The sequence below is a fragment of the Geosporobacter subterraneus DSM 17957 genome (assembly GCF_900142145.1).
Classification (GTDB): domain Bacteria; phylum Bacillota; class Clostridia; order Peptostreptococcales; family Thermotaleaceae; genus Geosporobacter; species Geosporobacter subterraneus.
Window position 1 is genome coordinate 1 of the sequence record NZ_FQZV01000068.1, and the last position, 18,936, is coordinate 18,936.

At 40.9% G+C, this 18,936-nt stretch carries 16 protein-coding genes and 1 other annotated feature; of the genes, 14 read left to right on the forward strand and 2 right to left on the reverse strand.

The genetic code is table 11. The features are described from left to right. From BUB56_RS17355 to rplL, 8 genes are all read left to right on the forward strand, one after another. Nucleotides 1-91 (forward strand): EF-Tu C-terminal domain-related protein (locus BUB56_RS17355; RefSeq protein ID WP_330392687.1); only part of this gene is annotated, 91 nt, incomplete at its 5' end. 370 nt (nucleotides 92-461) lie between these two features. Then, on the forward strand, nucleotides 462-611 hold the full coding sequence (gene rpmG / locus BUB56_RS17360; RefSeq protein WP_069978675.1) for a 50S ribosomal protein L33: 150 nt from the start codon (nucleotides 462-464) through the stop codon (nucleotides 609-611). 53 nt (nucleotides 612-664) lie between these two features. Further along, a complete protein-coding gene (gene secE / locus BUB56_RS17365) occupies nucleotides 665-883 on the forward strand; it encodes a preprotein translocase subunit SecE (RefSeq protein WP_110942526.1) in 219 nt (72 codons plus the stop codon). A 47-nt stretch (nucleotides 884-930) separates the two neighbouring features. Beyond that, nucleotides 931-1,449 (forward strand): transcription termination/antitermination protein NusG, encoded by a 519-nt coding sequence (gene nusG, locus BUB56_RS17370; protein WP_110942537.1) that lies wholly within the window; start codon nucleotides 931-933, stop codon nucleotides 1,447-1,449. A gap of 101 nt (nucleotides 1,450-1,550) precedes the next feature. Continuing rightward, nucleotides 1,551-1,976, forward strand: coding sequence for a 50S ribosomal protein L11 (gene rplK, locus BUB56_RS17375; RefSeq protein WP_110942527.1), 426 nt, complete (start codon nucleotides 1,551-1,553; stop codon nucleotides 1,974-1,976). Between the two features lie 65 nt (nucleotides 1,977-2,041). Then, nucleotides 2,042-2,740 carry a 50S ribosomal protein L1 gene (rplA, locus tag BUB56_RS17380; RefSeq protein ID WP_110942528.1) on the forward strand — a complete coding sequence of 233 codons (699 nt, stop codon included), beginning with the start codon at nucleotides 2,042-2,044 and terminating at the stop codon, nucleotides 2,738-2,740. 60 nt (nucleotides 2,741-2,800) lie between these two features. After that, nucleotides 2,801-2,937, forward strand: a sequence feature (ribosomal protein L10 leader region). Nucleotides 2,938-2,985: 48 nt separating this feature from the next. Then, the gene (rplJ, locus tag BUB56_RS17385) at nucleotides 2,986-3,486 is read left to right on the forward strand and encodes a 50S ribosomal protein L10 (RefSeq protein WP_110942529.1); all 501 of its coding nucleotides are present in this window, start codon (nucleotides 2,986-2,988) and stop codon (nucleotides 3,484-3,486) included. A gap of 38 nt (nucleotides 3,487-3,524) precedes the next feature. Then, nucleotides 3,525-3,893, forward strand: coding sequence for a 50S ribosomal protein L7/L12 (gene rplL, locus BUB56_RS17390; protein WP_110942530.1), 369 nt, complete (start codon nucleotides 3,525-3,527; stop codon nucleotides 3,891-3,893). A 114-nt stretch (nucleotides 3,894-4,007) separates the two neighbouring features. On the opposite strand, the gene BUB56_RS17395 is transcribed toward rplL, so the two are convergent. Both BUB56_RS17395 and BUB56_RS17400 read right to left on the reverse strand, forming a co-directional pair. Then, a complete protein-coding gene (locus BUB56_RS17395) occupies nucleotides 4,008-5,186 on the reverse strand; it encodes a YibE/F family protein (protein WP_110942538.1) in 1,179 nt (392 codons plus the stop codon). Nucleotides 5,187-5,280: 94 nt separating this feature from the next. After that, a complete protein-coding gene (locus tag BUB56_RS17400; RefSeq protein ID WP_110942539.1) occupies nucleotides 5,281-6,795 on the reverse strand; it encodes an alkaline phosphatase in 1,515 nt (504 codons plus the stop codon). 952 nt (nucleotides 6,796-7,747) lie between these two features. Here BUB56_RS17400 and rpoB point away from each other — a divergent pair. The 6 genes from rpoB (at nucleotide 7,748) to fusA (ending at nucleotide 18,741) form a co-directional block, all read left to right on the forward strand. After that, nucleotides 7,748-11,461 carry a DNA-directed RNA polymerase subunit beta gene (gene rpoB / locus BUB56_RS17405; RefSeq protein ID WP_110942531.1) on the forward strand — a complete coding sequence of 1,238 codons (3,714 nt, stop codon included), beginning with the start codon at nucleotides 7,748-7,750 and terminating at the stop codon, nucleotides 11,459-11,461. Between the two features lie 50 nt (nucleotides 11,462-11,511). Next, the gene (gene rpoC / locus BUB56_RS17410; protein WP_110942532.1) at nucleotides 11,512-15,000 is read left to right on the forward strand and encodes a DNA-directed RNA polymerase subunit beta'; all 3,489 of its coding nucleotides are present in this window, start codon (nucleotides 11,512-11,514) and stop codon (nucleotides 14,998-15,000) included. 154 nt (nucleotides 15,001-15,154) lie between these two features. Further along, nucleotides 15,155-15,400, forward strand: coding sequence for a ribosomal L7Ae/L30e/S12e/Gadd45 family protein (locus BUB56_RS17415; RefSeq protein WP_110942533.1), 246 nt, complete (start codon nucleotides 15,155-15,157; stop codon nucleotides 15,398-15,400). A 157-nt stretch (nucleotides 15,401-15,557) separates the two neighbouring features. Continuing rightward, nucleotides 15,558-15,971: a 30S ribosomal protein S12 gene (gene rpsL / locus BUB56_RS17420; RefSeq protein WP_110942534.1), complete on the forward strand. Its 414-nt coding sequence runs from the start codon at nucleotides 15,558-15,560 to the stop codon at nucleotides 15,969-15,971. A gap of 134 nt (nucleotides 15,972-16,105) precedes the next feature. After that, nucleotides 16,106-16,576: a 30S ribosomal protein S7 gene (gene rpsG, locus BUB56_RS17425; protein WP_110942535.1), complete on the forward strand. Its 471-nt coding sequence runs from the start codon at nucleotides 16,106-16,108 to the stop codon at nucleotides 16,574-16,576. A gap of 95 nt (nucleotides 16,577-16,671) precedes the next feature. After that, complete coding sequence (gene fusA, locus BUB56_RS17430; RefSeq protein ID WP_110942536.1) at nucleotides 16,672-18,741, forward strand: elongation factor G; 2,070 nt, start codon at nucleotides 16,672-16,674, stop codon at nucleotides 18,739-18,741. The last annotated feature ends 195 nt before the right edge of the window (nucleotides 18,742-18,936 follow it).

Sequence of the window (18,936 nt, forward strand, 5' to 3'; positions counted from 1 at the left end):
CCCAATTGCGATCGAAGAAGGATTAAGATTTGCGATTCGTGAAGGCGGAAGAACAGTAGGCGCTGGCGTTGTTGCTTCTATCATTGAATAATTAAAAAGATATAAGGGACTAGGTTTGTATGCCAAGCCTAGTCCTTTTAAATGATCATAATTTCTATAATCGGATTAGTTGAGTGGTAATAAATATAACAAATACTGGTTATACTAAGTTGGAATTGTGAATATAAGCACAGAGATAAAAATACGAGAAAAACTGGTATTTTTTTCTCTGTGTTTATCAACAATAAACAGAGCACTAGTTCTTGTAGATGCTGTATTTTTCAGCTCTCCATCCATAAAAAAACCGTATTGACATCCGCTTGAAATTATGATAGCTTTATTAAGTAATGGTACTATAATGAGATATCTGCGTCGATTTGCAAAGGTACTTGAGATAGACACAAGTTTTAGGAGGTGTAGAAATGAGAGTAAAAATTACCCTTGCTTGTTCAGAGTGTAAGCAAAGAAATTATCACACGATGAAGAATAAAAAGAATGATCCGGACAGATTAGAAATGAAGAAATACTGTAAATTCTGCAAAGCTCATACTTCTCACAAAGAAACAAAATAATCCTTACCCTATGTATGTTTTCCATATTAATATATTAAGGATGTGAAATGAGTATGGCAACACAAACAAATACAAACAGTTTGGGAAAAACAAGAGATTTCGGCAAGTTTTTAAAGGGTGTTAGATCCGAACTGAAAAAAGTTAACTGGCCAAACAAGAAAGAACTGACCTCATATACTGGGATTGTATTTCTTACATGCGGAGTGGCTGCACTAGGAATATGGTTCGTAGATACAGCATTTGGACAGATTCTCAAATGGATCATTAAATAGTGAGGGAGGGAAGAGCATTCTATAGTATTGTGTAGATGCTCTCTAGTATGTCGGAAAAGGCGAAATGGTATGTTGTGCATACCTATTCTGGGCATGAAAATAAAGTAAAGGCAAACATCGAAAAGCTTGTAGAAAATAGAGGCATGGAAGATGTGGTTCATGAGGTTGCAGTGCCCACAGAAGACAAGATAGAAATTAAGAACGGCAAGAAAAAGGTTAAACAGAAAAAAATATTTCCTGGCTATGTCATTGTTAAAATGATCATGACCGATGAATCCTGGTATCTTGTAAGAAATACCAGAGGTGTAACCGGCTTTGTCGGCCCAGGATCAAAACCCATCCCGTTATCTGATGAAGAAGTCAGAAATATGGGTATTGAGGAAGCAATACCTGAGATTGACATTGTTATTGGAGATACGATTAAAGTTATATCAGGACCTTTTGAAAGCTTTATTGGCAATGTAAAAGAAATTAATTTGGAAAAACATACACTTAAGGTTCTAATTTCTATGTTTGGAAGAGAAACACCTGTAGAACTTGATTTTGTACAAGTAGAGAAGTTATAGTTTGCTTGTAAAAAGCAGCACTGCTTTTTTAAGATAAACATGTAATCCTAGGGGATTGCATGAAATTTGGAATACACATAGATAAATGAGGAGGTGTAGTCATGGCTAAAAAAGTTACAGGATTAGTAAAATTGCAAATTCCTGCAGGAAAAGCTACTCCAGCGCCACCAGTTGGACCTGCTCTAGGTCAACAGGGTGTTAATATAATGCAATTCTGTAAAGAATTCAACGCTAGAACTGCAGATCAGGCTGGTCTAATTATACCGGTTGTAATTACGGTTTATCAGGACAGATCTTTTACCTTTATTACAAAAACGCCACCAGCTGCTGTTTTATTAAAGAAGGCAGCAAAAATTGAGAGTGGATCTGGTGTGCCTAACAAAACAAAGGTTGCTAGGGTTTCTATCAATCAGGTAAGGGAAATTGCTGAGCAAAAAATGCCAGATCTAAATGCAGGCAGCATCGAGGCAGCCATCAGTATGGTGAAAGGTACTGCTAGAAGTATGGGAATCGTTGTAGAAGAGTAAATCGCAGATAGCAAATCGCGTGGGAGGTATTCTCAACACCGTTAATACCACAAGGAGGGAACTAAATGCCAAAAAGAGGTAAGAAGTATCAAGAAAGCTTTAAAACAATTGATAGAATGCATTTATATGATCCGAACGAAGCTTTAAGCTTAGTTTTATCTACTGCAAAAGCTAAGTTTGATGAAACTGTTGAAGTGCATGTGAAACTGGGTGTTGACTCAAGACACGCAGATCAACAGGTAAGAGGTGCTATCGTATTACCCCATGGTACAGGAAAAACGAGAAGAGTACTTGTGTTTGCAAAGGGTGACAAAGCAAAAGAAGCAGAAGCAGCTGGAGCAGACTATGTAGGGGCAGAAGATTTAGTACAAAAAATTCAAAACGAAAACTGGTTTGAATTTGATGTTGTTGTAGCTACGCCTGATATGATGGGATTAGTAGGAAGACTTGGTAGAGTACTTGGACCAAAGGGATTAATGCCAAACCCCAAATCCGGAACGGTTACCTTTGAAGTTGAAAAAGCAATTAAAGAAATTAAAGCTGGTAAGGTAGAGTATCGTCTGGATAAAACAAATATTATTCACGTGCCGATTGGCAAAGTATCCTTTGGTGTAGAGAAGTTAACCGATAACTTCCAGACACTATTGGAAGCAATCGTAAAAGCAAAACCAGCGGCAGCAAAAGGACAATATTTAAGAAGTGTAGTTGTTGCAAGTACCATGGGCCCTGGTGTTAAAATAAATCCTGTTCGCATAATGGGTTAATATATCAATAATGCAGTATTGACATATACAATTTACAATGATAAAATTGCATAGTTGTAAATGAAATATGAATACAAACCGTAGACAGTAGGCACCCATGGGTTTAAAGTAAGCCTGCCGAGGTAATTTTCTATAGATTCCAAGGAAATTATTTGAACCTCTCTATGTCTACGGCAGAGAGGTTCTGTTATTTTTAACAGAGCGGACCCAGCAATAGTAAAATTGCAGAGGAGGTGTACATCTAAATGTCAAGCAAATTGGATATAAAAAAGCAGATCGTAGAAGAAATCAAAGAAAAGTTTAGCAAAGCGCAATCCGCAGTGATTGTTGACTATCGTGGATTAACGGTAGAAGAAGTTACAGAACTTAGGAAGAAAATGAGAGAAGCCGGTGTAGAGTATAAGGTGTATAAAAACACCATGACGAGAATGGCTGCTCAAGAAACAGGATTTGAAGCGCTTTTAGGAGACTTAACAGGCCCTAACGCTATCGCATTCGGATACAACGATCCTGTAACACCTGCAAAGATTCTTAGTGACTTTGCAAAGGATCATAAGAAACTTGAGTTAAAGGCAGGACTTGTAGAAGGTCAATACTGCGATGTAGAAAAGGTAAAAGCCATGGCTAATATCCCGCCAAGAGAGGTATTACTGGCACAATTCCTTGGAAGCATTCAATCACCAGTATCAGGATTTGCTCGCTTAGTTAAGGCAATTGCTGATAAGCAAGAAGGCATAGAAGCATAATTATCATTTTGGGAAAATAATTCGGAGGTGTATATAAAATGACAAAGGATCAAATTATTGAAGCGATTAAAGGTATGACAGTATTAGAGTTAAATGAATTAGTAAAAGCTTGTGAAGAAGAGTTTGGTGTATCTGCAGCAGCTCCAGTAATGATGGGTGCAGCTCCTGGTGCAGCAGCAGCTCCAGTTGAAGAAAAAACTGAGTTCGACGTAGTATTAGCAAGTGCTGGTGCTGAGAAGATCAAAGTTATCAAGGTAGTAAGAGAATTAACCGGCTTAGGCTTAAAAGAAGCTAAAGACCTGGTAGACGGCGCACCTAAGACATTAAAAGAAGCTGTATCTAAGCAAGAAGCTGAAGATATCAAAGCTAAGTTAACTGAAGTTGGCGCAACTGTAGAAGTGAAGTAATTAAAGCGATAAAAAGGTATTGTGAGCAATCACAATACCTTTTTGCTTGGTTGTTTTATGGAAGGCTCCTTCAGCAATATATTATAATCTTGAAGCGTAAATCTATAATCAATATTATTCGGTTGGAACTGGCCGATGGGGCGTTACAAACTGCTTCTTCAACTGATTTACAAAGGAAGGCCGGGTAAATACGAATCCAGCTACGAATGTTGTGAAGGGAGCTACGGTGACCAGGCCAAAGCTGCCTACGATAGTATGGAGAATTTCCGCTGATACATACTTTAGATTAAAAATATTGATGGTAGGTGTGCCTTGGGCCATGAAGACCATCATTAGAGCGATATAGCCCCCTGAGTAAGCTAACAATAAAGTGGTGGTCATGGTTCCAATCACTGCACGGCCAATGTTTAAACCGGATTTTATTGCTTCTCTTGTGGAGATATGTGGATTATTCTGGACGATTTCATACATGGCAGCGGAAATATCCATAGCTAAATCCATTAAAGCACCGGAAGATGCAATAAAGATGGCTGCAATAAAGATATCTGTCAAATTCAGATAATCATACCCGGAATACAATAGACTCTCGGAGAAAGGCATAATGGTACCATGTATTTTAAACTGTGCCCCAAAAATGATCGCTAAAGCACAGGTCAGTAAAGTTCCGGCTAAAGAACCGGCAATGGCAACGAGAGACTTTCGATTATACCCCCCAACCAGAATAATAATTACCAGAGTCAGCAGCACTACAACGCCCATGGAGACAAGGATTGGATTCCAGCCCTTAAGCAATGCGGGAATAAGAACCTTCCAGATCATCAGTACAGTCAATAGGAAGGAAAGTAAGGCTTTTGCTCCTGTCCAACCGGCGTACCCGATAAGCAGCAGCATGAAAGCACCAAAGAGCAGCAGTTCCAGATTGATGCGATAATGGTCAATCATATTGACAAATTGAATCTGTCCTTCATGGGTATCCATAACCACGAAGGCCTTATCGCCTTTAACAAAGACCTTGTCCATTTCCATTTTTCCCATTAATCGGTTGGTACCCTCTACAATCCGGCCTTTGAAGGGGCCGTTTAAGATCTGAAGGGTGCAGGTTTGTGCCCCCTGTCGCACGATTCCGGTGCTGTGTAGGGTGGAATCATTGGTTTCCAGCACAAGGGCAGCTGAACGGACGCTGTCAGGATACTGATTGCTGGGAAAACCGGTAGGCATGAAAGCTAATACAATAACAAAGACAGCTACTACCAGTACGGATAGGGCATCTGGATTGTGTAAGTATTTACCCATAACAAAGTTCATTCCTTTCCATTGATTAAAATAGATAGAGGCCAAAACAGACCTCTATCTATCTAGGGTGAATATGGTTTCATTTTTAAAATGACTATTTATCTGCTTTTGTGATTGCAACTAATTTTTTATTAATATCCGTGTTATCATAGGAACCGATAAACAATTCCTGGCCAAGACCTACAGCATATACGGGTACTGGGAGACCTGTATGAGAATAGGAAGTAAAGCTTAAACCAGCCTTATTATTTAAAATGTGGGTTAATGTTACCGTTAAAGGTTCATAGGTACCGTAGATGATTTTTTCATGGTCGTCGTATTTTCTGTCTGCTGAGGCCTGCATGCTGCGGGTAAAGGCATCCTGTAGGCGCTTAAGCTCAGACGCAGTTAGCACTAGTTCAGATTTAGCATCACCAGATGGAACTAATCCGAATGCAGCTTTGATTTGTGGGAATAAATCTTCTAATTTATAGTTTTCAGGCTTTGTATTCTTTTTATAATCACTGATAATTTTGTCAAATCCGATATAGGACATAGTTTGCTTTTCAAGCTTATTAAAGAAGGTTGAATACTCCGTTCCGGCAAATCCAATGGTTAATCCGCCGCATTCATGGTCTCCGGTTACGATGATTAAAGTATCATTTGGATATTTTTCATATACTTTATAAGCTTCCATCACTGCATTATTGAATTCAATCGTATCATGAATAGAAGCAGCAGCGTCATTGGCGTGATTTGCCCAGTCGATCTTACCGGATTCAACCACCATAAAGAATCCGTTCTTATTATCCAGTACTTCGATACCTTTTCTTACATAATCAGAAAGCTTCAGATCTCCCTCTTTACGATCGATTTCATAAGGCATAGCCTTGCTTGAATCCAGCTGAGGATTGATTGCAATCACTCTTCCGGAGTTTTTGTTTAACTTCAAAATTTCTTCCTTTGTACTCACAACTTTAAATCCATTTTTCTTTGCAACCTCTAACACATCCTGTGCATTCGCTATTTTTGCCCTTTCGCCCCTTGGATCCACAAAGCCACCGCCGCCAAAAAAGTCGAATTTACTGTTGGCTAATTGAAGACCAATATCATAGTAATTATTTCTGCTAACCTGATTTGCATAAAAAACCGCTGGAGTAGCATGGTCAATGGATACGCTGGATATCACTCCGATTTTATAACCCTTAGCCTTCAGTTTTCTTGTGATTGGCTCCACATTGGTTTTCTTTTGCGGATCCATATTGATGATTCCGTTACCGGTTTTAATCCCGGAAGCTATAGATGTACCTGTAGAAGCTGAGTCTGGGATGAAAGAGTCGCTGTCATAGGTAGCAGCGACGCCTGTGGCCGGGAAGTTTGTAAAATCTAGTGCTTTGATTTCAGGTGAGGCAGTTTTCTTCTGAGCACCCAGATACATTTCAGCTGCAGCAATTTGTGGGAAGCTGGTGCCGTCACCGATAAATAAAAAGACATACTTTGGCGTTTTTCCGGTATAGGTATTGTTTGTTTTGTTAAAAGCTTGTGCAAATGTGTCGGCCGGTAAGAATGCGGATAATGCAACTGTTAATAGCAATAATAATGCAACAATCGGTAAAATCCTGTTTTTCATTTTGAACACGTAATACACCCCCGAGAAATTTTTTAATCTCTTTTTTTAAACTGCAAAATACCACAAAGAACTTACAAAAAACTTACAAAAAACTTACAAAAAACTGCCCATGCCTCCTTTCCTGTTATGAATCGCCTATAAAAGACAGTAGGAGATTGGAAATAAAACTGGATATATAGATGTCACTGTCCCTTTTAGTGTAGAACAGTATTGTTAAGATGTTGTTAGTTGACTTTTAATTTTTTGTTAATCTATGGAAATCCTAGAAAAGTGGAGTAAAAAGACAACAAAAAAAAGACCATACGGTCTAAGTTGGTGCTGATTTTGATGGATAAAAAGAATACTGCTAATAATTAGGAAAATAGGAAAATCAGGGCTTGACAATAAAAAATCATTGTGATAGCATTATATAATGCCATACAAGTCAAAAGTTTTAGGCCCATTGTATAAATTATAAAAATTATGGCAATAGTATAAGGGATATTATAATATACAGAATTATCCTATAACAGATATTCCCTATATCTTATTATAAACAAAAAGTTAGAAAAATTCCACAACAATGTATAAAGAAATGATCCACATAAGGCTTTAGGTTTTTTAACAATCGGAAGCTTTTATTCATGCCTATTATTATTGTATGCCACAGCGGTTAAAATTATTTATGCACTTATTATTCAACCATACATAGAGCAAGGCATAAATTTGGACATTTTTTAATAGCAACATCAGCACTAAATCTGTGTAAAATCAGCCTTGGTTGAAGGATTTGGTTTTCACGGATTCGTCAAGACTCCTCAGCAAAATAATGAAGAGGCTCTCTTATAGCACATGAAAGATGATGAACTCCCAAATACTGTGGGTAGTTATAATTTTGTTGTGTGCTTCACAAAAGTTTTCCTAGAAAATTGATAAAGAAGACTTTTTTATAATACTACAAGGGGTGAAAAAAATGCCACATCCTATTAAGGTCGGAAGAAAAACCAGAATGAGCTACTCTAGTATCGACGAAGTACTAGACATGCCTAATCTGATTGAAATTCAAAGAAGATCCTATGAATGGTTTTTAAGAGAAGGGTTAAGGGAGGTTTTTGAAGATATTTCTCCAATCCAGGACTATACTGGAAATCTAATTTTAGAGTTTATAGATTACTCCCTAGATGGAGAACCAAAGTATGAGGTAGAAGAAAGCAAAGAACGTGATGTTACCTATGCTGCTCCTTTAAAAGTTAAGGTTCGCCTTATTAACAAGGAAACGGGAGAAGTAAAAGAACAAGAAGTTTTCATGGGTGATTTCCCTCTCATGACCGATACAGGAACTTTCATTATAAACGGTGCTGAGAGAGTAATCGTTAGCCAGTTAGTGCGTTCTCCTGGTCCATACTACGCGGAGCAGGTAGACAGAACCGGCAAGCACCTCTATTCTACTACACTAATCCCAAACCGAGGTGCGTGGTTGGAATACGAAACCGATTCTAATGATGTGATTTCTGTTCGTGTAGACAGAACAAGAAAGCAGCCGATGACAGTTTTGCTAAGAGCTTTGGGCTTTGGAACAGATGCTGAGATATTGCAGTTATTAGGAGAAGACGAGAGACTGATCCATACCTTAGACAAGGATAACACAAAATCTCAGGAAGAAGGTTTATTGGAGATTTATAAAAAGCTAAGACCCGGTGAGCCGCCTACAGTAGAAAGTGCCCGATCCTTACTGGATTCATTATTCTTTGATCCTAAACGTTATGATCTTGCAAAGGTTGGACGTTACAAATTCAATAAAAAGCTGGGTTTAGTGAATCGAATCTCAGGCTTTAAAGCTGCTGAAGCCGTTGTAAACACCTCAACCGGTGAGATATACGTAGAAGAAGGCCACAAAATTGACCGAGATACAGCAATTATAATAGAAAATGCGGGTATCAAGGCAGTGAACATTATCGGTGATGATGGAAAAACCGTTAAGGTAATCGGAAACCACTTTGTTGATATAAGAGAATATATTTCTTTTAACCTAGATGGTTTAAATATTGAGAATAAAGTGCACTACCCTGTATTGCGGGAAATTCTTGATACATATAAGGCAGAAAACGAAATTAGGGAAGCGCTAAAGGAAAGAAGCAGAGAATTATCTCCTAAGAATATTATTATTGATGATATCGTTGCTTCTATTAGTTATGTTCTCAATCTGGCTCATGGTGTCGGAGAGATCGATGATATTGACCATTTAGGAAACAGAAGATTGCGTTCTGTGGGAGAGCTTTTACAGAACCAATTCAGAATAGGGCTTTCCCGAATGGAAAGAGTTGTGAAAGAGAGAATGACCATCCAGGATATTGATGTGATCACACCACAAGCTCTCATTAATATCCGTCCGGTGGCAGCTTCCATCAAAGAGTTCTTTGGCAGCAGCCAGTTGTCTCAGTTCATGGATCAAACTAATCCATTAGCTGAATTAACCCATAAACGAAGATTATCAGCCCTTGGACCAGGCGGTCTTTCCAGAGAGCGTGCAGGCTTCGAGGTGCGGGACGTTCATCACTCTCACTATGGGCGTATGTGTCCTATTGAGACCCCTGAAGGTCCAAACATCGGTTTGATTGGTTCTTTAACGACCTATGCCCGAATTAACGAGTATGGTTTTATTGAATCCCCTTACCGTAAGGTGGACAAAAAACGCGGGGTTGTAACAGAGAAGATTGACTACCTGACAGCGGACGAAGAGGATAAGTTTATTGTAGCTCAGGCCAACGAACCTCTTGACGAAGAGGGGAGATTCGTAAATCGCCGGGTAACTTCCAGAACCCGTAATGGAGATATTGATGTAGTGCCACAGGATGAAGTGGATTATATGGATGTATCACCGAAGCAGATGGTTTCTGTGGCAACAGCCATGATTCCATTCCTTGAAAATGATGACGCAAACCGTGCCCTCATGGGTTCTAACATGCAGCGTCAGGCAGTACCGTTGCTGCAAACCGATGCACCGATTATCGGAACAGGTATGGAGTTTGTAGCGGCAAAAGATTCCGGCACCGTAGTTTTAGCAAAAAATGCGGGAATCGTCGAAAGAGTAACAGCCGATGAAATTGTAATCAAGAGAGATGACGGCCAAGGTCGCGATAAATATAAATTATTGAAGTTTAAGCGTTCCAATCAAGGAACCTGCATCAATCAGAGACCGATTGTATCAAAAGGTGAGTACGTAGAAAAAGGGGAGACCATTGCGGACGGTCCTTCTACCGATAAGGGTGAGATTGCATTGGGAAGAAATCTTCTCATCGGTTTTATGACTTGGGAAGGATACAACTACGAGGATGCAATCCTGCTCAATGAGCGATTGGTAATGGAGGATGCCCTAACATCCATTCATATTGAGGAATATGAAGCAGAAGCCAGAGATACTAAGCTGGGGCCGGAAGAAATCACCCGGGATATTCCAAATGTAGGTGAAGAGGCACTGCGGGATCTGGATGAGCGGGGAATTATTCGAATCGGAGCAGAAGTAAACTCTGGAGATATTCTGGTAGGTAAAGTTACACCGAAGGGTGAAACGGAACTGACAGCAGAAGAGAGACTGTTGCGGGCAATTTTCGGGGAGAAGGCGAGAGAAGTTCGGGATACATCTTTAAGAGTTCCTCATGGAGAGTCCGGAATCATTGTTGATGTAAAGGTATTTACCAGAGAAAATGGAGATGAACTGCCTCCGGGTGTAAATATACTGGTAAGATGCTATATTGCAAAGAAAAGAAAAATTAACGTGGGCGACAAAATGGCAGGACGCCATGGTAACAAAGGGGTAATTTCAAGAGTACTGCCGGAAGAGGATATGCCTTTCCTTGCAGATGGTACGCCGTTACAGGTAGTGCTGAATCCACTTGGGGTTCCATCCCGTATGAATATCGGTCAGGTATTGGAGATACATTTAGGCTTAGCTGCAAAAAAGAAGGGCTGGCTAGTGGCTACCTCTGTATTTGACGGTGCCGATGAGCAGGATATCCGAGAATTACTAAAAGAGTGCGGCTATCCGGAGGATGGCAAGCTGGTACTCTATGACGGAAGAACGGGAATGCCTTTTGATAACCGTGTAACCGTAGGCTATATGTATATGTTAAAGCTTCACCATTTAGTAGATGACAAGATCCATGCCAGAAGTACAGGTCCTTACTCTCTTGTAACACAGCAGCCTCTTGGGGGAAAAGCTCAATTTGGCGGTCAGCGTTTTGGAGAGATGGAGGTTTGGGCGCTGGAAGCCTATGGTGCAGCCCATACACTGCAAGAAATCTTGACGGTAAAATCTGACGATGTGGTTGGTCGTGTAAAGACATATGAATCCATTGTGAAAGGCGAAAATATTCCGGAGCCGGGCGTGCCTGAGTCCTTTAAGGTATTGATTAAAGAACTGCAGAGCTTGGCCCTAGATGTGAAGGTGCTAACAGAAGAAGATGCAGAAATCGAAATCCGTGAGTCCGTAGAGGATGATATCAGTGATCTGAACGTGATCTTGGACGGAGAAGAATACGGTGTCTATGATGAAGAGGATGTCGTTGAAGAAAAAGATGATGCTGATGCATTGGACGACTATGACACTGATGACTTAGGGCAGGACGAAGATTACGGAAATCCTGAAGAGTATAGTGATTACGATGAATACGAGGACGACGATTTTTAAGAGATAAAGAATAAGTTCGCCATATATCAATATGAAGGGAGAGAAACTCCTTGTTTGAATTGAACAACTTTGAATCCATAAAGATTGGTTTAGCATCACCGGAAAAAATTAGAAGTTGGTCAAAGGGAGAAGTAAAGAAACCAGAGACTATTAACTATCGTACATTGAAGCCTGAAAAAGAAGGATTGTTTTGTGAAAAGATTTTTGGACCTACAAAGGACTGGGAGTGTCACTGCGGTAAGTACAAACGTGTAAGATATAAAGGCGTTGTATGTGACCGCTGTGGTGTTGAAGTAACGAAGTCAAAGGTACGAAGAGAGAGAATGGGGCATATCGAATTGGCTGCCCCTGTATCTCACATTTGGTATTTTAAAGGTATTCCAAGTAGAATGGGACTCCTGCTGGATATGTCCCCCCGTGCGCTGGAAAAAGTGCTCTACTTTGCTTCCTATATTGTTACAGACCCGGGAGAAACCTCTCTGAGCTACAAACAGCTGTTGAGCGAAAAGGAATACAGAGAGTATCGCGATAAATTTGGCAATCAGTTTAAAGCGGCTATGGGTGCCGAAGCGATTAAAGATATCCTAAGCCACATCGAATTGGAAAAGCTGTCAAAGGATTTAAGAGTCAAGCTGAGAGACAGCTCAGGGCAAAAGAGGATTAGAACGATCCGCAGACTTGAGGTTGTTGAGGCTTTCAAAAAGTCTGAGAATAATCCCGAGTGGATGATCCTAGATGTGATTCCTGTTATTCCGCCGGACCTGCGGCCAATGGTACAGTTGGATGGTGGAAGATTTGCAACTTCTGACCTGAATGATTTATATAGAAGAGTAATCAACAGAAACAACCGATTGAAGCGATTACTGGATTTGGGTGCACCGGATATTATCGTACGAAACGAAAAAAGAATGCTTCAAGAAGCAGTGGATGCCTTGATTGATAACGGCAGACGGGGCAGACCGGTAACAGGTCCTGGAAATAGACCTTTAAAATCTCTTTCCGATATGTTGAAAGGAAAGCAAGGACGTTTTAGACAAAATCTTCTCGGTAAGCGTGTTGACTATTCTGGACGTTCGGTTATCGTTGTAGGCCCTGAGTTAAAGTTCTACCAATGCGGGCTGCCGAAAAAAATGGCACTGGAACTATTCAAGCCTTTCGTTATGAAACGTCTTGTAAATGATGGATATGCCCACAATATTAAGAGTGCAAAAAGGATGGTTGAGCGGGTACGTCCAGAGGTATGGGATGTACTGGAAGAAGTCATTAAAGAACATCCAGTACTGCTAAACCGTGCTCCGACCCTGCATAGACTGGGAATTCAGGCCTTCGAACCCATATTAGTGGAAGGTAAGGCCATTAAGCTGCATCCGCTGGTATGTACAGCCTACAACGCCGACTTTGACGGAGACCAGATGGCAGTTCACGTGCCATTGTCTGTAGAAGCCCAGGCGGAAGCACGGTTCCTCATGCTTTCTGTAAACAATATCCTTGCGCCAAAGGATGGTTCTCCGATTACTACGCCAACTCAGGATATGGTTTTAGGCAGCTACTACATGACCGTAGAGGTAGAAGGGGCGAAAGGCGAGGGCATGGTATTCAAGGATTATGAAGAAATGCTCATGGCTTATGAAAATAAAGTGGTTACCCTCCATACAAAGGTAAAGGTTCGAAGAAAGCTGTCAGCAGAGGATCGTGGAAAACTCGTGGAGAGCACAGTCGGTAGATTCATTTTCAACGAAAAAATTCCTCAAAACTTAGGCTTCGTTGATCGAACGCAAGATCTGTATTCCTTAGAAATTGACTTCCTATGCGACAAGAAGGCCTTAGGAAAGATTATAGATAAGTGCTTTAGAGTGCATGGCAATACCATGACAGCTCATATGTTGGACCATATTAAACAAATGGGCTTCCACTACTCAACCATCGGGGCGATTACTATCAGTGTTTCCGATATGGAAATCCCGAAAGAGAAAGAGGAATTCCTGTCTATCGCCAATGAAATTGTAGACAAATACGAAAAGGCTTATCGCAGAGGCTTAATCTCTAATGAAGAAAGATATGAAAAGGTAATTCAAACCTGGCAGGAAACGACAGAGAAGGTTACAGATGCGTTGATGAAGAATCTTGGGAAGCTAAATAATGTATTCATCATGGCCCACTCCGGAGCGAGAGGTAGTAAAAATCAGATTCGTCAGTTAGCAGGTATGCGTGGTTTGATGGCCAACGCTTCCGGGCATACGGTAGAGATTCCAATTAAATCCAACTTCCGTGAAGGGTTGTCTGTATTAGAATACTTTACATCAACCCACGGCGCTAGAAAAGGTCTTGCGGATACTGCACTTAGAACGGCGGACTCCGGATATCTGACCCGGAGATTGGTAGATGTCAGCCAGGATGTAATCATTCGAGAAATTGACTGTGGAACTAATGAGGGAATTGCGGTAGAGGATTTCAAAGATGGAAATGAATTAATTGAATCTCTATATGACAGAATTGTAGGACGATATGCCCTTGAGGATATCACGCACCCAGAAACAGGAGAATTGTTAGTTGAAGCCAACAAAATGATTCTGGAAAAGGATGCAGACAAGATCATGGATGCAGGGATTAACAAGGTTAAGATCAGAACTGTACTGCACTGTAGAACCAAGCACGGAGTATGTGCAATCTGTTATGGAAGAAACCTTGCAACTGGTGAACCGGTGAATGTAGGAGAGGCAGTAGGGATTATTGCAGCTCAGTCCATCGGAGAACCGGGAACACAGCTTACCATGCGTACCTTCCATACGGGAGGGGTTGCCGGAGCTGATATTACCCAAGGTCTTCCAAGGGTTGAAGAGCTCTTTGAGGCGAGAAAGCCAAAAGGGCTGGCGATTATCTCTGAGATTAATGGTACCGTTACGATTAATGAAACCAAGAAGAATCGTGAGGTTACCGTTACCGATGAGTACGGTGAAGCCAGAACCTATTCTATAGCCTATGGTTCTAGAATCAAGGTGAAGGAAGGACAGCGAATTGAAGCAGGGGATGAGATAACAGAAGGATCTGTAAATCCACATGATATCCTGCGCATCAAAGGTGTCAGTGGTGTTCAGCAATACCTTGTAAAGGAAGTACAGCGGGTTTATAGAATGCAGGGTGTTGATATCAATGATAAACATATTGAGGTAATTGTACGACAGATGGTAGCAAGGGTAAAGATTGAAGATGCTGGCGATACAGATCTGCTTCCAGGCGGACTGAGCAACGTCTATGAATTTGAGGCAGAGAACAAGGGTGTTGAAGATAAGGGTGGAAGACCTGCAGTAGGAAAGCGTGTATTATTAGGGATCACAAAAGCCTCCTTGGCAACAGAATCCTTCTTATCTGCTGCATCCTTCCAGGAAACCACAAGAGTTTTGACGGAAGCGGCGATCAAAGGAAAAGAAGACCACCTGATCGGACTTAAGGAGAATGTAATTATTGGTAAACTCATTCCTGCAGGTACAGGTATGAGAAGATACAAGAATATAGCCATTGATCATCAAATCGAAGATTAATATAAAACTGGAATTCATGGTTGACAGTGGATTTCCATAGTGCTAAAATATTTAAGTGTGTAAAAATAACGCAATAGTTGACTTTTTAGATACCTAGAAAGATTATGTGAATGCACATAATCTTTCAGGTGTTTAATAAAGGAGGATACTATCTATGCTAGATGAATTAAAAAAGCAAAACAAATTGATTGTTGGCAGCAAGCAAGGCCTTAAGGCAATCAGGGAAGATCGCGCTCAAACGCTGTTTATTGCCAAGGATGCAGAACGTCATGTAACTCGGACGATTGAAGAAGCAGGAAAAGAAGCACAGATCCAAATTGTATATGTTGAATCCATGAAAAAACTGGGTAAGGCATGCGGCATTGAGGTAGGAGCGGCAACAGCAGTAATTTTAAAATAGCGGATTGTTGAATGAGAAATGTTAAAAACCTGAAGATAGACCCTGATGATATACAACATTCAACCTTCAACATTATGATCTGACAACAGCATAGGCTGTATCAATCCTATGAAGATATATTTGAAAACAAATAAAACCTTGGAAGGAGGTGCACAGAATGCCTACAATTAGCCAATTAGTAAGAAAAGGAAGAGAAAAGGTTGAATACAAATCAACAGCTCCAGCCCTACAAAAAGGATTTAACTCACTTCACAGAAAATCTACTGATATCAGCGCACCACAAAAAAGAGGTGTATGTACATCAGTAAAAACTGTTACACCAAAGAAGCCAAACTCCGCTCTTAGAAAGGTTGCGAGGGTAAGATTGACAAATGGTATCGAGGTAACTGCCTATATACCTGGAATCGGCCACAACCTTCAGGAACACAGCGTTGTTTTAATTAGAGGTGGAAGGGTAAAAGACTTACCTGGGGTTAGATACCACATCGTAAGAGGTACCCTGGATACTGCAGGTGTAAAAAACAGAAATCAAGCTAGATCCAAGTACGGTGCGAAGAGACCTAAAAAATAATTAAACGTCGAGCGAAGCTGCACCCAGTCCTGATCTAGGATTGGGTTTTATATAGAACAGCTTTTTGACGCACGACGGCAACGCTTGGTTGTCGAGTACCGATGAGAGAAATAACTGTTAAGGAGGGAAGCGAAGTGCCAAGAAAAGGACATGTACCAAAAAGAGAAGTATTAGCAGATCCTGTTTACGGAAGCAAGGTTGTGACAAAGTTGATCAACAACATCATGCTTGACGGCAAAAAAGGAACTGCTCAGAGAATCGTATACGATGCTTTCGAAATCATCAGACAAAAAACTGGTGAAGAGCCTCAAGAAGTATTTGAAAAGGCACTGAATAATATCATGCCTGTGCTGGAAGTAAGGGCAAGACGTGTTGGGGGTGCCAACTATCAAGTACCGGTAGAAGTAAGACCGGATAGAAGACAAACACTAGGCTTAAGATGGTTAGTAAACTATACGCGCAAGCGTGGAGAGAAGACCATGGATGAAAGATTAGCAAAAGAAATTATGGATGCCGCAAATAACACCGGTGCTTCTGTGAAAAAGAGAGAAGATACACACAAAATGGCAGAAGCAAACAAGGCGTTTGCTCATTACAGATGGTAATCAAGAGCAACCCTTGTTACATTCTGGTTTAATTATGAATATTTTGGGGACAATATTTTCTGTAGCAATTCCGGAACAAGAAAGGAGGAAGAATTGTGCCTAGACAGTTTCCATTAGAGAGAACCCGTAATATCGGTATCATGGCGCATATCGATGCGGGAAAAACAACAACTACCGAGAGAATCTTATTCTATACCGGTAGAACCCATAAGATTGGGGAAGTACATGAAGGTGCAGCCACCATGGACTGGATGGAACAAGAGCAGGAAAGAGGGATTACAATCACTTCTGCTGCGACTACTGCACAATGGAACAATAATAGAATAAACATCATAGATACACCGGGCCACGTGGACTTTACAGTTGAGGTAGAGCGTTCACTACGTGTACTTGACGGTTCAGTAGCTGTATTTTGTGCAAAGGGTGGTGTTGAGCCACAGTCAGAGAATGTATGGCGACAAGCTGACAAATATAGAGTACCAAGAATGGCTTATGTAAACAAAATGGACATCATTGGTGCAGACTTCTTTAGAGTAGTAGATATGATGAAGGATCGTTTAAAAGCCAATGCAGTACCGATCCAATTACCGATCGGAGCCGAGGATACTTTTCAAGGCATCATTGATCTTGTTGAGATGAAGGCGCACATGTACAAGGATGATTTAGGAAAAGAAGTGGAAATCACAGAAATTCCTGATGACATGAAAGACAAAGCTGAAGAATTCAGAATGGCCCTTGTAGAAGCTGTAGCAGAGTCTGATGAAGAGCTAATGATGAAGTACCTGGAAGGTGAAGAATTAACGATTGAAGAGATCAAGAAAGGGATCAGAACCCAGACAATTGCCAATGCAATGGTACCTGTTTGCTGTGGTTCTTCCTATAGAAATAAGGGTGTGCAAATGCTGTTAGATGCAGTAGTTGATTATATGCCATCTCCGGTAGATATTCCTGCAATTAAGGGCGTGTTACCTGACAGTCAGGAAGAAGGAGAAAGAAAGGCAGATGACAACGAGCCATTTTCAGCTTTAGCATTTAAAATTATGACAGACCCATATGTAGGAAAACTGGCCTTCTTTAGAGTTTACTCCGGAGTACTTCAATCCGGTTCCTATGTATATAACTCAACAAAAGGCAAGAAGGAAAGAATCGGCCGTATTCTTCAAATGCATGCGAATCACAGAGAAGACATCGAACAAGTATACGCAGGAGATATCGCTGCTGCAGTTGGTTTAAAAGATACAACAACTGGAGATACATTATGTACGCAAGATAAACCGATTATTCTTGAATCCATGGAATTCCCAGAGCCAGTTATCGAAATCGCTATTGAGCCGAAGACAAAGGCCGGCCAGGAAAAAATGGGTGTTGCATTACAAAAGCTGGCAGAAGAAGACCCAACCTTCAGAACATGGACGAATCAGGAAACAGGTCAGACAATCATTGCAGGGATGGGAGAACTTCACTTAGAGATCATCGTAGATAGAATGCTGCGTGAATTTAAAGTAGAAGCCAATGTAGGCAAACCACAGGTTGCTTACAAAGAAACTGTTACAGCACCTACAGATGTGGATATGAAATATGCACGCCAGTCTGGCGGACGTGGACAATACGGGCACGTTAAGATTCGTATGTTCCCGCAAGAGCCTGGTGCAGGATATGAGTTTGTTAACTCTGTAGTAGGTGGTACGATTCCGAAGGAATACATTCAACACGTTGATGCAGGTATTCGTAGCGCTATGGAAAATGGTGTGCTGGCAGGATATCCAGTAGTAGATGTTAAAGTTGAACTTTATGACGGATCCTACCATGAGGTAGACTCCTCAGAAATGGCCTTTAAAATTGCCGGATCTATGGCTTTCAAGGAAGCAATGAAGAAGGCAAAGCCTGTATTGCTTGAGCCATACTTCAGAATTGAAGTAGTTGTGCCAGAAGAATATATGGGCGACGTTATTGGAGACATCAACTCTAGACGTGGTAGAATTGAAGGGATGGAGGCAAGAGCTGGTGCTCAGGTTGTAAGAGGTTTCGTCCCATTGTCAGAAATGTTTGGATACGCAACAGACCTTCGCTCAAAAACACAAGGTCGCGGAACTTATACGATGACATTCGACCACTATGAGCCAATCCCAACAAGCTTGGCAGAAAAAATTATTGCAGGCAAGTAATTTATGTGTAAGATTATGCTGCCGACGGAGTCGGCAGCTGTCCATAAGCATTAAAAAATACAATAAGCAGGTGCAGTTTCCTACTGTGCCAACTTTCATGAGGAGGAGAAAAAAATGGCAAAGGCTAAATTTGAGAGAAATAAGCCCCACGTTAACATTGGAACAATCGGACACGTAGACCACGGTAAGACAACA

What these genes read in the sequence shown, in the direction of transcription:
- nusG (WP_110942537.1), top strand. Translation starts at nt 931, where the DNA reads ATGTCGGAAAAGGCGAAATGGTATGTTGTGCATACCTATTCTGGGCAT.
- BUB56_RS17395 (WP_110942538.1), bottom strand. Translation starts at nt 5,186, where the DNA reads ATGGGTAAATACTTACACAATCCAGATGCCCTATCCGTACTGGTAGTA.
- BUB56_RS17415 (WP_110942533.1), top strand. Translation starts at nt 15,155, where the DNA reads ATGCTAGATGAATTAAAAAAGCAAAACAAATTGATTGTTGGCAGCAAG.
- secE (WP_110942526.1), top strand. Translation starts at nt 665, where the DNA reads ATGGCAACACAAACAAATACAAACAGTTTGGGAAAAACAAGAGATTTC.
- rplJ (WP_110942529.1), top strand. Translation starts at nt 2,986, where the DNA reads ATGTCAAGCAAATTGGATATAAAAAAGCAGATCGTAGAAGAAATCAAA.
- rpmG (WP_069978675.1), top strand. Translation starts at nt 462, where the DNA reads ATGAGAGTAAAAATTACCCTTGCTTGTTCAGAGTGTAAGCAAAGAAAT.
- rpoB (WP_110942531.1), top strand. Translation starts at nt 7,748, where the DNA reads ATGCCACATCCTATTAAGGTCGGAAGAAAAACCAGAATGAGCTACTCT.
- rpsL (WP_110942534.1), top strand. Translation starts at nt 15,558, where the DNA reads ATGCCTACAATTAGCCAATTAGTAAGAAAAGGAAGAGAAAAGGTTGAA.
- BUB56_RS17400 (WP_110942539.1), bottom strand. Translation starts at nt 6,795, where the DNA reads ATGAAAAACAGGATTTTACCGATTGTTGCATTATTATTGCTATTAACA.
- rplK (WP_110942527.1), top strand. Translation starts at nt 1,551, where the DNA reads ATGGCTAAAAAAGTTACAGGATTAGTAAAATTGCAAATTCCTGCAGGA.
- rplL (WP_110942530.1), top strand. Translation starts at nt 3,525, where the DNA reads ATGACAAAGGATCAAATTATTGAAGCGATTAAAGGTATGACAGTATTA.
- rplA (WP_110942528.1), top strand. Translation starts at nt 2,042, where the DNA reads ATGCCAAAAAGAGGTAAGAAGTATCAAGAAAGCTTTAAAACAATTGAT.